The 14,619-nt window shown below is 65.5% G+C and carries 6 protein-coding genes; 2 read left to right on the forward strand and 4 right to left on the reverse strand.

Annotated features, from left to right (window positions below; translation table 11 throughout):
• Positions 1-4: 4 nt before the first annotated feature.
• Together IPG65_RS16980 and IPG65_RS16985 are read right to left on the reverse strand one after the other, a co-directional pair.
• Positions 5-3,826: an insecticidal toxin protein gene (locus IPG65_RS16980; protein WP_293192080.1), complete on the reverse strand. Its 3,822-nt coding sequence runs from the start codon at positions 3,824-3,826 to the stop codon at positions 5-7.
• A 12-nt stretch (positions 3,827-3,838) separates the two neighbouring features.
• Positions 3,839-12,322, reverse strand: coding sequence for a neuraminidase-like domain-containing protein (locus tag IPG65_RS16985; protein WP_293192082.1), 8,484 nt, complete (start codon positions 12,320-12,322; stop codon positions 3,839-3,841).
• Positions 12,323-12,444: 122 nt separating this feature from the next.
• On the opposite strand from IPG65_RS16985, the gene IPG65_RS16990 reads away from it, so the two are divergent.
• Both IPG65_RS16990 and IPG65_RS16995 read left to right on the forward strand, forming a co-directional pair.
• Entirely contained in the window at positions 12,445-12,717 is a 273-nt protein-coding gene (locus IPG65_RS16990; RefSeq protein WP_293192084.1) for a type II toxin-antitoxin system Phd/YefM family antitoxin, read from the forward strand.
• A gap of 3 nt (positions 12,718-12,720) precedes the next feature.
• Positions 12,721-13,152, forward strand: coding sequence for a putative toxin-antitoxin system toxin component, PIN family (locus IPG65_RS16995; RefSeq protein WP_293192085.1), 432 nt, complete (start codon positions 12,721-12,723; stop codon positions 13,150-13,152).
• 99 nt (positions 13,153-13,251) lie between these two features.
• Here the strand turns inward: IPG65_RS16995 and IPG65_RS17000 are convergent, their stop codons facing one another.
• Complete coding sequence (locus IPG65_RS17000; protein ID WP_293192087.1) at positions 13,252-14,160, reverse strand: glycoside hydrolase family 75 protein; 909 nt, start codon at positions 14,158-14,160, stop codon at positions 13,252-13,254.
• Positions 14,157-14,612 (reverse strand): hypothetical protein, encoded by a 456-nt coding sequence (locus IPG65_RS17005; protein ID WP_293192089.1) that lies wholly within the window; start codon positions 14,610-14,612, stop codon positions 14,157-14,159. The genes IPG65_RS17000 and IPG65_RS17005 overlap by 4 nt, the downstream gene beginning before the upstream one ends.
• Positions 14,613-14,619: the final 7 nt, after the last annotated feature.

The raw sequence follows: 14,619 nt of genomic DNA on the forward strand, positions 1-14,619 counted from the left end.
TGGACTACCAATGCACCGCGATCCACATCTCGGAGATGTCCATGACGGACACCGTTGACACGTAGATACTCAACTCGAACGAAGCCTCGTCGGCTTTGTCTAGAGGCCTTCTCAGGACATCCCCCGGTTTGATGTTTGTCAGTTCGCCCACAAGGATGTTGCCAAAAGCCATGTTCTTGTTGAGTGCATCCTTCTTTTCCGGGACAGCCGGGTTTTCCGGGTCAGCCGGGACGATCAGTTCAACACTGTCCCTGCTTCGGGCCAGGAAGTCGATGCGCGATGGCTCGCTACTCTTGAGGCGCGCTTGGTTCCAGAAGGGAAAATGCTCCTTTCGCAGCCTGAGCTTCAGCGCGTGGAAGCCGTCCACCGGCGCATCGTTCTGGAACCGAGCCCATTCGGTTGGAAACTCGTTGCGCAGCGAGAACAGCCGGACCGAGCCGATCGCCTTCGCCTTCAGGCGCCCGATCGCTTCGCTGCGCAGAAGGGAGCCACCCTCCCGTGCCGTGTACCTGATATGCAGAATCACGTCGCTGATCGTGTCGTAGTCGAACTGCGCTGGATCGTCCTTGCTGGGGTTGGCCGGCAGTTGAAGCTGCCACTTGCCGATCGCGCCGGAGTTCTCGAAAGGCAGGTAACGCTCGTCGCGGAAGTTCGTTTCGAACATGCCGCTGTCGTTCTGCGCCGAACTGGTGACGATGGACTGCAGGCTGCCGAGATAGTCGCTGAAGCGGCTGTCGTCGTCCGCATCCCCGACAACCGGCGTCGTGCGGATCCTGCTCGAAAGCAGTGTCAGCGTGCAGTTGACGCTGGCATAGGGCCCGGTCACGCAAGGCACGCTAACGGCCACGGTCTTGATGCGCCGGAAGTAATGGCCGGGGCCGTCCATGTCGAACAGTTCTTCGGGCAGTTCGATCGTGCAGCGGCCCGTGGCACGCAGTTGAATCAATGCCAATGGATTCAGTTGGAGCAGGCTGACATGCTTGGTCAACTCGTACTCGCGCTGGTTCTGGTCGTGGTAGGCCATCTCCATGCGCTTGATGTCGAGATAAAGCTTCTCGCCGGCCAGCAGGCCCTCCTTGCCGGCGAGGTAGCCGAACTGGAGGTAGCTGAGTTGCGGATTGCCCAGTTCGTGTTGCAGTGCGCGTTCGGCCTTCTTGGCGATGTCGAAGGCGAACTGGAAGCACTGCGAGTACAAGCCCTTCACCTCGCGCTTCATCCAGGCGTAGAACGCCTTGTTGGTCGTTTTTTTCTCGGTCGAATCGATCTTCTGGGTCCAGGCCGCGTTCTTCTCGCCAGTGAGAAAGAACTCAACCTCTTGGGCATTCTTGATCTGCTTCTGATGATTGTCCCATTCCTTCTCGGCAATGGCCTCGCGAATCTGGGCGGCGCGCAGTTGCTTGAAGATCTGGGTGATCTCGCCGGCTGCAAGATTGCTCTGAAACGACCATTCCTGCTCACGACGCGCATAGTTGCCGATACGGGCTGCCTTACTGGCTTCGTAGGAACTGCGGTTTGCCTGTGCGTTGATCGAATCGGCGACCATCGAAAGCTCAGTTGACAGCGCTCTGCCGCCGAATTCGATAGCTGCACCAACGCCGAGCGGCTCCGCTTTGGTCCCGAATTCAGGCAACAACGTGAGGTATTTGGCCGCGATGCTGATGTTGCTAGCTGCCTGCTGAAGCTCCTGTGCCCCGGCCAGATGGATCAACTCCTCTTGTTCATGGCTGCTGATGATCTTGCCCCCTGAGGCCCCCAGATCCTGCGCAATATCAACCTCGATCTCCCTGGGTGCCACGGTCGGTTCTTGCATTGCAAACTTCATCTTCTCGAGACCGTCTCCATCAAACTTTCCCAGTTCCGGAATAGATTTCTCGATCTCATCCGCTTTCTTGCCGAGTTGCCTCTCGTAGTACGTATAGCGCTGCACCGCCAACGCCAGCGTCTGCAACAACCCTTCCTTGGCCTTGATCGCCTCCTGCCATTGCGCATATCTCACGTGCTCGACCATTTCGAGCATCGCGCGCTCGTGCTTCGCGCGCAGGATGGCCAGCGCCTCGCCGTCTTCCTTCTCCATCGCCGACAGCAAGCTGTTGCCCAGCGACTTGACTTCCTGGGCGAGTTCGGTGGCCTTCTGCACCAGGAACTGGAAGCGCACCAACGGTAGCGGCTGGTTCAGCCCGCTCACCACGGCGCCCACGTCCAGGCCTGCGGCGGCGGCGCGCGCGAGCAGCGCCGGGTCGATCGGCGGTTCGAACAGCGCCAGTTGCCGGAACACGCCCTGCAGATTCAGGCTGTTGCGGATCTTGAACAACCGGTCGGCCACCGTGTCCCAGTAGCCCAGCAGCTTGTCGTTGCGCGGCACGCAGAAGTACAGTGCCTTGCCCATGCTGCGCACCGCATTCAAACGCTCGCCATCGCCCGAGCCCGACGGTGCCGGCGTCAGGTCGAACAGCAGATCGGCTTCCATGTCGCGCAGCACGACGCCAAACTTCTGCATGTCCTTCTTCAGGTTCGCGTAGTTCTGGGTGCGCACTGACCCCTTCTTGGGCACGGGCAGCGGCCGGGGGCCCAGGATGTTGGTCGCCAGCACGTACAACTGCATCGCCTCGTCGATGGCTTCCCCGGTGTCCTGGCGGAACAGCGAATCGCCCCAGTCGATCAGGTTGTCCAGGTAGGCCATCACCGTCTTCAGCATGTAGGCCTGCTGGCGGTAGCGCGCGATCACGTGCGGGCGGAAAGGCGCCTCCTCCCAGGCCGCGATGCTGTTCAAGGTGTCGTTGCGCACCTCGGCGTCGGCGCCGGTGGCGAGGTTGACCAGGATCTCCTCGGCCTTCTTCACGTCGGTGGACTGGAAAGGCCGCACCTTCCAGAAGCGCTCGGGCGACGGGCCGTCGCTGTCGTCGGTGGGGTCGAACAGGTAGTGGAACCAGCGCTGGGCTTCGGCAAAGCACTGGTTCTTGCTCAGGTGCATGGCCACTGTCAGCGGGATGTGGAAAAACAGCTCCCAGTTGTAGACCGCATAGGCACCGCCGGCGCTGAAGTCGAGGTCGTTGACCGGATAGGGCTGTCGCACCAGCTTGTCGTTGGGCTGATAGTTCTTGAAGAACTCGGCATACAACTCCGCAGCCGGTTGCATGCGCCGGCGAAGCAGCTTCAACTTCGCACCGGCCGCCAGATCCACGAGTTCGCCGCCGGCCAGCGCGACCATTGCCGCAGGAATGGCGACCGGATCGCCCGCTGGCTGGTTCAACTTCGTGACCCCGAGCAGCTTGATCTGCGTGTCCGCGGCGAACGCAGCCCGGCGCTTCGCACCGAGGACGAGCTTCAGCCCGGGATGGGGCGTGTCGTGCAGTGCATCGACGAGCACGACGCGCGTTCCGGCGAGGATTTCCGCAGTGGCCGGCTCGGCAAGTTCGAACGCCTCCTTCGCATTCAGCGTGACCATGCCGCCATCGGCTCCAGCCGCTTGAACGTCCTGCAGCAGGAAAATCTTGGCATCTTTCGCCAGCGGCGATTCGTATTTCTCCTGCAGTTCCACGTCCACCCCATAGGGCAGGGAAACGTCGCCGGCGGCGTAGTCGGTATCGGCTGCCTGCAGCGCGCTGGTTCCGCCACGGATCAAGCGCCGCGTCAGTTGCCCGACGAAGGGGTGCTGGTGAAGGTAGAAGCGGTAGCTCAGCTCCCGCTGCTGGGTGACGAAGTAGCGGGTGACCTTGGAAACCGTAGGGTCGGCGACCAAGGCGCCAAGACGCAGCAGAGCGGCGGCACGATCGAGGCTGCCGTGAAATGGCGTGATGTCCGCCTTGGCGAAGTTGGACGGGTTCATGCTGGCGGCCTCCTATCGGTTGAACCGGGTGCTTGCGGTCAGGCCGGGCAGTGCCTGGAGGCCGGACAGATTCGTAAGCCGCGCCGCATGGGCCGCGCTGAAGCCGGCGCTGCCGACGACGCTGATGGCCGCGGCCGCCTGCGTGGCCTCCGCGCTGGCTGCCCAGGTGCGGGCCAGACCGAGTTCGGCGCCTGCTTCGGGGGCCACGGCCAAGGACGTGTCCTGTAGGGCTTGCACGTCCTGCAGTCCGGCCAGGCTCTTGAACTCCAGGCCCGTCCAGCCTTGCGGCCCGATCACCCGGTTGTCGAAGTTCAGGCTGGTCACCCCATTCACGAGCCAGTCGTTGCGCTGCGACAGGCCCAGGATCGAGTGCTGGTCGATCGGCGGCGGGTGGAACACCTGGTCCAACTCGGGCACGAGCCAGGGCACGAACGGCGTGAACGGACGCACCTTCAGCGGCGGCGATCCCGGTGGCGCCGGCGCAGGAACCCAGCCCTTCCAGTTCTCCACCGTCGTCTCGATCACGCTGGGCTCGGCGAACAAGGTATGGCGACGCCGGTCGTTCTGGTAGAAGAAGGGCTTCGTCAGCGATGCCATCTCCTCGAGCCCCCCATTGATTGCTGCGGCGACCTCCGCCGGATCCGTCGCGCCCTGGACTGCTGGGTCGGACGCCTGCACGGTCGGCAGGTTCAAGTTGTTGTTGCACAGCAGCAGCGTGTACGAACCTGTGTCGCCGAGAAGAGCATCGACTTTCGGATCGATGGGCTTGGCCAGCGGGTCGGTCGTGATCTGCTTGCGGTATCTCACCTCGAGGCGGATCGTGCCTGTATAGCGGTTGTTGCTGATCTGGCTTGCGGAAACCAAGAAAGGATTGGCCGGCACCTTGCCCATGATTCCATTCACTCTATAGGCCTGTGCTTTCTGCGGGGGGCTGTTCCGTCCGGCCAAATAGAATGCCTTCTCGAACGGCTTACCGAGATGGATGTAGACGCCGAGTTCCTCGCCGTCCTTGCCGCGCTGCTCCTTCGAGACGTGTACACGAACCGTGTCGCTCTGGAATTTCGGCAACCCCGCGGCCTCCATCACCTCGGGCGTGCCGTAGGCACCGGATTCGCGCGTGCTCCATTCGCCGTTCAGGTACTCGCTCCAGTGAAGTTGGGCCTCGACGGTGAGCTTGTTATCCGAGGTTGCGATCGCCTTGTCCTTCAGATCGGCCACGGTCAAGTTGGCGATGGCGTCAGGCGGTGTAGGCGGTGGAGACGGTGGTGGACTCGGTGACTTGTGAGCTGGATAGATCTTGAGAGCCGCCGGCAAAATCTTCATTTGTTGTGCTCGCGGCATCTCAGGCTTCTCGAGAAACGTCACCCAGAACAGGTACAGCCGATCTCGCCACACCACCGGCGCCAGGTGGTCACCCGAGATCTCGGCGCTCACCGGTTCCCACGGCGTCCACATCTGACGCGCATAACGTCGGTAGAAATACTTGTACGGCTGGCTGAAGGTACGCCCGAAGACGTGCAGCACACGCTGCCCGTCGTCGAAGTGCATCGCAACGATGTCCAGCCGGGCCAGTTCGTCGAGCTTCTTCAGGTAGTTCAGGAAGGCGTCCTCGACCAGGTCGCTGGAGACATCGCCTTGCAGCAAGGCGCCTTCGAGCTCGGAGAACAGATGGGTCTTGTCGTCGCGGAACTCCGGCTCGAGCCAGTTCTCCGGGAACAGGAAGATCTTGCGGTTGGCTTCCCAGACCCGATAGCGCTTCATCCATTCCCACTGCTTGGCGTCGATGGCCGATGGATGCACCTTCGGCTCCAGGTTCAGCAGGCAGCGCTGGATGAAGAGCTGCACCGATGCGATGGCCAGGCGGATGCGCGAGGTCTGCACCACTGGCTCCATGCCGGGGTCGATCAGCAGGTGTTCGTACACCTGTTCGATCCTGTCGAGGTGATGCACGTGCATGAAGTAGGCGCTGAGCGCGTCGCGCTGGCGCCGCCGCAACCGGTCGAAGATCGGCTGCGCCACGGCTTGCCAGGCCTGCGGCTCGTAGCGGGCCTTGACCGCCGCCTTCAGGCCGCGGGCAGCCTCGAACCCGATGTCGCTGCCGCCCTGCAGGCGCACCAGGCCCGACAGGTCGAGCAGCGCCTCCAGCGGCACGCCGAAGCGCTCGACCACCTGCAGCGCCTGCCACAAGCGCGACAAGGGTTGTTCGTTCTTGAAGAACGATTTCTCCTCATCCGCAAATGCCGAATCGGTCCGGAACAAAGCCCTCGCCGCCGCCCTGACCGTGGTCGGTTCACGCCGCGTCAATGTCGCGAAGCGGGCGAACACGTCGTCGCGGCGCGTTGCGGGTGGGGCGGCTTCGTCGATCTCGAAGAGATCGATCAGCTCGTCGCCGGTCGCGGACAGCGCGCTCCGCAGCCTCACATAGGCGGCCAGGCGCAAGAAGCCTTTGAAATGCGCCTTGGCGTCCTCTGACGGCCCAGGCTCTTGCACCGGCAGGCCCCCAAGCACCAGTCCGCCGAAGACCTCGGCATGCGTCTGCACATGCCTGATTTCGCGCACGCCAAGGTCCAGGCTCTGCGCCAGTTGCAGCACCTTGACGAGCAGCGTGATCGCACGGTCCGCGGCATCGGCTTCATCCGCCGGGTACAGCGTCAGGTTGGACACCGGACTTTTCGGCAAGGAATCGCCTTGCACACGCAGGCGGACGTCGCCGCCGGCCAATTTGCCGATCTCGAGCCTGAAGCCGTAGAGCACGCCGGCCTGCAGTTCCAGCGCTTCGTCCAATACCTGGGGTTCGCCGGTTGCCGATCCTTCCAGGAACACCGGCCGCGCCAGATGGTCGAAGCGGAGACTGGCCTTGGCGCCCTTCTTCTCCAGTTCGACGAGGAAACGATAGGCGCCCGTCGCCGGCACGGCGAGGTAACCCGCAAAGACGGCGCTGTCGGCATTGCCGGGCTTGATCGGCTCCCCGCCCGCGTCTGCCTGCTTCAACGCAGTGTCGACGTCGGCGACCGCGCGCACGGTCAATGCCTCACCGCCGAAGTCCTCGTTCGGATGGAAGGTCACCGTCACGCCCGATTTGCCGATGGCGACGAGTTCGTCCAGCAGCGGCGCCGCGCGGCCCAGCATCCGCTTGTCGGCGAGAAGGCTTTCCACCAGCTTCGGGTCACTGCCCGTCTGCACGGAGAGCGTCTGCACGATGAACTGGCGCACCAGCCCCCGTTGCAGGAAGGGCAGGAAGGCGGCCGCGATGCGCATGCGACGCTTGGCCAGCGTCTTCCGATTCGTCTCGCCGATGGTCTCTTCGTCGAGCGCGTTGCCATCCGGGCCGAGTGCCCCCGCGCCCAGGAGCGGGCGGAACAGTTCGGGTTTGTCTTCCTGCGCTGTGAGAAACCCAAGGCCGCCGTCGCCACCGAGCAAGCCGGCCTGCTCGAGCAGGTACTGGTCGAAGAACTCGTCGGCCTGCTTCTGCGCCATCTCGAACAGCGTCGCCAGCAGCGCCCCGGCGTGCCGGTCCTCCAGCCCCTTGCGTTTCGGGTCGAACAATCGCACCGTGAGCTTTTGCAGCTTGCGGACGTCGTCATAGCGGGGTTCGCGCACGGCGGGCTCGGACTCCAATGCCTTCGCATCGAGCGGCGCTTCGCCGTCCTCCAGTACCTTGGAAACCGTGAACTCGGCGGTTCCGTTGACGATGTCCAGCAGGCGCGCAACCGCCTCGGGTGCCAGCGCCAGGCTCAGCTTCTGCCGCAGCAGTTCGTCGGTGGGCGTCTCGCCGGCCGGTGGCACGGCATGCTCCAGCCGGATGGCGCGCACGCCGTCGGCCAGCGACTTCAGCAGCCCCAGCCTTGCCGGCCTGTCGGGCCGGTAGCGCCCGACGGCGTCGAAGCGGTGACGGAAGAGGAACTCCAGGTCGTCGGTCTTCAGGCCGCTGGCCTTCACGGCGTCGACGATGTCGATGAAGCGCAGGGTCTCGGACAGCGGCTGGTCCTGCGCTTCGAGGGTTTGGAGCGGGTCGTTGTGCAGATGCACCAGCATGAATGGGTCGCAGCCGGACAAGTCCTTGAGCGCAAGCAACTCGGCGATCGACAACGACAACGCCTTCGCCAGCAGCTTGTGGCGATACAGCAGCGAGACGCTCGCCAGCGACAGGTACGGCGCGGTGTCGAACTTCCCACCGTCGATGACCTGGCGGATCTCGCCGGCCGTCAGGCCAAGCGCACCTTGCAGCGCCAGCATGTGGCTGCTGATCAGTGAAAAGGCCTCGGCCTTCTCCTGCACCGCGTCGAGCAGTGCGGCCAGCAGCGGGTGGCCGGGCAGCCGAGCTTTCAAGGCATCCTTCATCGGCTTGCTGAGCAGACCCGGGAACGACAGGCGCTGGATGCCGCGCAGGGAGTCGTAGGGCACTTGCAATGGCGTCCCGAGGAAGGCCGCCGGGTCGATCTTGTCCGCGTCCTTCACGTCCTCGCGCTGGACTTCATGGACCATCGATTGCTTCAAGTCCTCCAGCCACGGGACTGTCAGATAGTCGCCGTAAGGGTGGTCGAAGGCGACGTCGCTCTTCAGCACGCCAGGCGTCAGGAACAGCTGCGCGTACAGCGGCTTGTCGCCGTCGGCGGCGATGTCGGACCACAGCGCCAGCAGCTTGATGCGGCCTTGCTTGCCGGGCTTCAACCGCTCGTCCAGCGTCTTCAGGTGCGACAGGCGAAGGAGCGCAGTTTCCATCGATGCGGCGAACTTCGCCTGATCTGCCTGCTGCAGAACGTCCGGTGGCATGAACGCGCCCAATGCCCGGCCGGTTTCCTCGATCGTCCAGCCGAGCTTGCGCCACAGGCGCACGAGCAGGTTCAGGCGCCGCAAGACCGGTGACAGCCGCTCGATCCGCTGGGCGGTGTCTTGGGCGCTGTCACCGGTATCCGCCGGCGTGCCATCGGCGAAGCGCAGGAAGGTCAAGTCGAAATTGCAGCCGCTGTCCGGGTCAACCAGCATCAGCACCTGGTCGAACGCAATCGCCTCGATCTTCTGCTTCAGTTCCGCCTCGATCTTCTGCGCCAGTTGGACTCTGCTTTCCGTGGTCAGGCCCGCTGCGGCATGGGCAAGTTCCTCGGCCTTGGTCTTGAGCCGCTGCTCGAAGGCCAGTGCCTCGCGCAGGTCCTCCCAGCCGGTCCGGTGCGTCTTCTCGTCTTCGACACCCAGTTCATCGAAGCGCAACTGGTCGGCGGGCGACAGCTCGCTGCGGTTCCGGCCGTCCAGCAGCTTGTCCTGCTCGTAACCGGGCTTCTTCTTGTGGTCGAGATAGAAGCGCGCATCGCGAATCGACACGCCCAGCTTGCAGAGCAAGCCCAGGCCGGCCAACTCGGGGTTGACGAACCGCGTTCCGAGGATCTCGACCAGTTCCTTGTACGTGACACCCAGCCGCCGCGACAAAGCCTTGGCCGAGTTCAGGTCGGTCCGCTGCCCGCTGTCCTTGTCGATGGCCTCGGTCAGTGCTTCCTCGGGCGTGTCGTAGCCGTAAAGCGCGTGCCAGTTCTTCAGCGCTTCTTGATCGGTGAAGATCGACAGCTCCGCCGGCGACAGTCCCAGCCGCTCCATGAAGATGCACTGCAGGTCGAATGGCTGCTTGTCGTCCGACAGCGCGTCGCTCGGGCGCAACGTGTCCAGCACATCGGCCATCGGCGTCTCGAAATGCTCGCAGAACTGGCGCGCGGTCTCGATCCACGGATCGAAGGGCAGGCACAGCGGGTATTGCCGATCCCGCAGCTTGGCGTAGGCCTCGCGAATCACGTACTGCGGCTCGGCCAGCAACTCGGCCGTGCCGGCGTCGCCGGTGTCCCTGGCCGCATCGCCGGCCAAGTCATCGTTGGCGATGTGGTATTCGAGGACCTCGTTCACCAGGTCGATGTAGGGCATCGCCGTCTGCGTGTTGGCACAGGTCAGCGCGATGTAGGGAATGTCCGGCCGCTTGCCGATCAAGGCGTCGTAGGGCGCGGCGAAGGCTCCGCCCTGCCACTTGTTTCTGCGCTTGAGGCCCCACTCCTCCAGCGACTGCAGCAGGTCCACCAGATACGCGGCCGGGCTCAGCACCGAGCGGCAATGCTCGCACTCGCAGTAGTCCATCGAGCCGAACAGCGACTCCATCGTGGGGAACTGCTTCACCAGATCGCTGCGCACGCTGTCACGCACTTCGGGCGAAGCCGACATGCCCATCACCGGCAGCTCGGCGTCGAACTTCCTGGCGACCGTGAACAGGTTGTAGACCACGCTGCCCACCTGCACCGAGCGGTCGAATATCGACTTGGCTTCGTCGGGCGCCGGCTGCTTCCCTTGGTGATTTTCCGCGTACTTCGTGTCGTAGCGGCTGATGAAGTCGGCGGCTTCGAGCTCCGTCACGTCGTAGGCTGAATGGAGCCCCATCGCCATCAGCACCGGCACCGCTTCGCTGCCCGGCGTGATCTGCGCCAAACGATGCAGCGCCTGCAGTTGGGGTAGAGCCGCCTTTTCTTCTTCGGACAGAACCGCCTTCTCTTCCTCGCCCTCGCCTTCGCGCGTGTTGCCGTGGACCTCGAGAAAACGCTTCGCCGATGTCGCCCCGAGCCGGAACCCTTGTGCGGCGGCCCGGCGCAACACCTTGACCGTGGCGTCGGTGGCCGCCGGCAAGCTGATCTCCCCGCGTTCGACCTTGCGCCCGAGCAACTGCGTCGGGTAGCTCAGGCGCAGCCTGCGTGCGTTGTCCTCGGCGTAGGCCTGGAGCCGGGCTTGCGGTGTCGCGCCGGCGTAGGCGGTTGGAACCAGCGCGTCCAGCGCCTTCGCGGCCGCTTCGGTCAGATCACCCTCCGGCTCCGCACCCGCCAGACGACGGGCTGCGACGATCCAGGTTTCGGCACGGTCGAAGTCGTGGTCCAGCAACTGCACCGGGTCGTCGATCGGTTGCCCACCCTCGCCGTCGGCAGCACGCAGTTGCAGCAACCGCGTCGTCATCCCGGCGCTGTTGCCGGTGAGCAGGGCGAGCTTGCCCTGAAGGCGCAGCTTGCGGATGTCTGCGTCGCCCAATCCGGCATCGCGCGCGGCGGCCCAGACCTGCGCCACGTCGCCATCGCCGCGCTGCGCAAGAAAGGCGGTCTTGAACTTGTCTTGGGCCGCTTCGGGCAGCCCGCTGGCCTGGATCAGCTCGCCATAGGTCGAACGTGATCCGGGCACGGCGGCGGCCAGCCGCTGCGTCGCGGCGAACCCGGCGAAGCGCTCCGTCAGTTCTGCAATCGACGCCACGGGCAAATCCACGATGCGGGCATCGTGTACCGCCGTCAGCGCCTCGGCCACGTCTGCGGGGTCCACCTGCGCGAGCAGCGCCTTGTCCGACGGCAGCCCCGCGCGCAACAGGCCGTACAACGCCTGCGCCGGCAACGGAACGCCCGCGGCCACCAGCCCTTCGGCCTGGGCGGCCAGCGCGAGCAGGCGTGCGTCCCAGCCGGTGGCGCGGCTGAGCGCGCTCAGGTCCTGCTGCTCCTCGTCTTCCTTGGCGCCTGCCAGCCTGTCGAGTTGCTCTACGTGCGGCAGCACGCTGGCCGACAGGCGCTGGTACTCGGCGGCCAGCGTCTTCAGGCCGTCGGGGGCCACCAGGTTCAGGCTGGCGTCCGGCGCGAGCCCGTTCAACGGGCGGGAGAGCACGACTTCCGTGTCTTCGGCGCCGCCTGCCTTCACTGCGCGCACTTCCAGGCTGCCCGCCGCCGCGCCCGCGTCGTAGCTCAGCGTGTAGCGCCCGTCCGCGCCCGTGGGAGCCTCGCCGAGCGGCGTGAGCTTGCCGCCGAACTCGCGCCGGTACAGGCGCAGCTTCAGCCCATCGGCCGGCAGCCCGCATTCCAGCACGACCGTCCCTTCGAGGCTGCGCCGCGCTGGAGGCTGCGCGAGCGCCGGCAGCCGCAGATCGACGATCTCCATCGGCCCGGCGTTCGGAACCAGTTCGGCAGACGCAATGGGCTTGTCGTCGGCGCCGATGGCGGCCACGCGCAGATGAATCGCGTCCACGCCCGGCAGCGGCTCGTAGCGGATGGTGTAGCGGCCATCGCCGTCGGTGACGTCCTCGCCCAGGCGGACCGCGGCGCGGTCCGACTCATGGCTGGCGCGCACGCGAATGCCCGGCTCGGCAGGTGCATCCTGGCCCTCGCGCTGCACGCGGCCGGCGACGACGCGCACGCGCGCAGCGGGCTCCGCATCGAAAGCCCCGATCTCGCCCAACGCCGCATTCAGCGCCTTTGCGGTCTCCTCGTCGACCTCGCCGCCGTCGTGGTGCATGCGCTGCCGCTGAAACAGTTCGACCGTTTTTTTCGTGGTACTGCCATAAGCCTGCGCCCGCTGCTCATCGTCCAGCTTTCGCAGCCGCTCATCCAGCGGGCCCGGTTCCTCGCTGATCACCCCGCGCCGCAGCAGCGCGATCAGCCCGGCCTGCAGGTTGGCGACCGCTGCTTGGTCATTGTGGAGGACGGGTGTGACGATCGGCTTCATGACGCTGCTCCTCGGAAGATGTTGTTGTTGCGCCTCGGGTTCATCGGGCGGGTGGCGCCGCGCAGGGTGTCAGGCTCGCCATAATGGTCATATCGAGCATATTGGTGTTTTTGGGGCGGGCCATGATCAGTGAAACCAATGCCGTCGCGTTCCGGCAGAACCTGGGCGAGATGCTCAACCAGGTGCAGTACCGGCATGACAGCATCGTCATCAAGAAGGACGGCAAGCCGGTGGCGGCGCTGGTCGATGCCCGCCTGTTCGAGCGCATCCGGCGCATGCAGGCCCGCTTCGACGCGTTGAGCCAGCGCATCGAAGCCGGCTACGCTGCGGTGCCCGAGGCCGAAGGCCTGGCCGAGATCGACGCCGCCGTGGCCGAAGCCCGTGCCGGGCGCTGAGCCGTGCCTGCCCTGGCGGCGGTGCTGGACACCAACGTCCTGCTCCCCGGCATCGCCTACCCGGGCAGCGTGCCCGGAAAACTCATCGCGGCCTGGCGGCATGGGGCGCTGGACGTGGTGCTCTCCAGCGACATCCTGGATGAACTGCGGCGCGTGCTGCCCCGATTGGCGCACCGCCACGGCCTCGGCCCGAACGTGATCGACGACCTGATCGATGCCCTCGCCATCCAGGCCGAACTCGTCGAACCCGAACCCGTCGCCGAACCCGGCTTGACCGATGCCGCCGACCAGCCCGTGTTGGGCACGCTGCTCACCGCCCTGCGCAACGGCCAGGCGCAAAGCCTCGTCACCGGCGACAAGGCGCTGCTCGCCCTGCGGGAGCGTTACCCCATCCGCACCCCGGCCGAGTTCTGGGCGGCACACGGCAGCCTGTGACAGGGTCGCGGGCGTTCCTGCTTCCCCTGCGCGTTCGGGCCGGCGCGGAATCCGCAGCGCGGGACGGGCTTTCGGCATCGGTAGTCCTCCAGTTGCCCCTCAGTTGCCGAGCACCGCCGAACAGCTTTTCAGGCGCTCGACGCCGCCGAAGCCTTCGAGCAGCGGCGCGGCGGCACGCTCGATGGCCGCGGCGTCGATCGACTCGCCGGCCCGGGCGGACCCGGGGAACAGCAGATACACCACATCCCGCCCGCCGATGCCCTTGCGCGCGCGGCGCACGCCGAAGCGGTCCATGAAGGGATCGTTGCCCAGCGCCTGGTGCAGCGCGACCGAGCCTTCGCCGAGCTTGCTGCGCGGGCCGGTGTCGCCGACGACGAAGGTGGCGAGCTTGCCGTTGGAGCGGCGCCAGGCGACGCCGAAGTCGCCTAGCCTGGGGCCGGGCCTGCCGCTGGATTGCCAGGTGCCGGGGATCACCGCGAAGGGCACGGTGTTGGAGTCGAGCTGGGCCTGCGGCGTGCGCGGGTTCTGGCCGGGCTGCTTCAGCGCGGTGGTCGAGACGAAGTAGCCGGGCCGGGGGTCGGTGGCGCCCTGGATGATGGGCACGCCGGCGGCGTCGGTGGCCATCGCGAAGAAGCAGATCTTCTGCGGGCCGCGGAAGCCCTCGGCTCTGGCTTGCCGGAACTCGGGCAGGCACTGGGCCTTCCAGGTGCACGCCGGGCCGACGCTGACGCCGTTGCAGATGTGGGTGATGCCGATGTCGTCCGGGTGGTAGGAGTCCGGCGCGCCGTCGGTGTTGACCTGCATCTGCGAGGCGAAGGCGATGGCGTTCGACGGCGTGTCGCGGAAGACCTTGACGGGGCCGATCTCGGCGTGGGCGAAGGTGGACTCCTGCGTCAGCGGGCACTGTGCGGTCGCGGCGGTCGTAAGCAGACAGAGAAGCAGCGCCGTGACCGACGACACGCCCGCACACGAAAGGCGATGGCGAAGGAGCCGAGGTCCGGCGTTCATGGGTTCGCCTCCATCTGCCGGAGCACCTTCAGCAGCGCCGGCTTGGCATACGCCCAGTTGTGGCACTTGAAGCTGCGCAGGTTGTCGATGGCCGTCTTGCAGCGGAAGCAGTGCAAGCCGGCGATGGCACGCGGCGCCTCGGTGTTGACGAACTTCTGGCTGCCCAGAATCACCTGCGCGACCATCTCGCGGCTGTGCACTGCGCCCAGCGCCGAAGCGACGATGTCGAGCCAGTTGGTTTCGCGCCGGCACTTGGGGCAGCGCTTGCGGTCGCCGCTGACCCACAGCGGCGCGCCGATCGTGTTCGGCGGCATCGCCAGCAGCTTCTCGATCTCGCGCACGTCGCTGTCCGGCGTGACCCACTTGTGGCGACCGGGCAGCGACGCCGGCGAGTCGTAGATCTGGCGGAACTTCTCGTCGCTGACGGGATAGGTAAATCGTTTGGTCGTCATTTCGGTC

It is taken from the genome of Ottowia sp., assembly GCF_016703145.1.
Lineage (GTDB): Bacteria > Pseudomonadota > Gammaproteobacteria > Burkholderiales > Burkholderiaceae_C > Ottowia.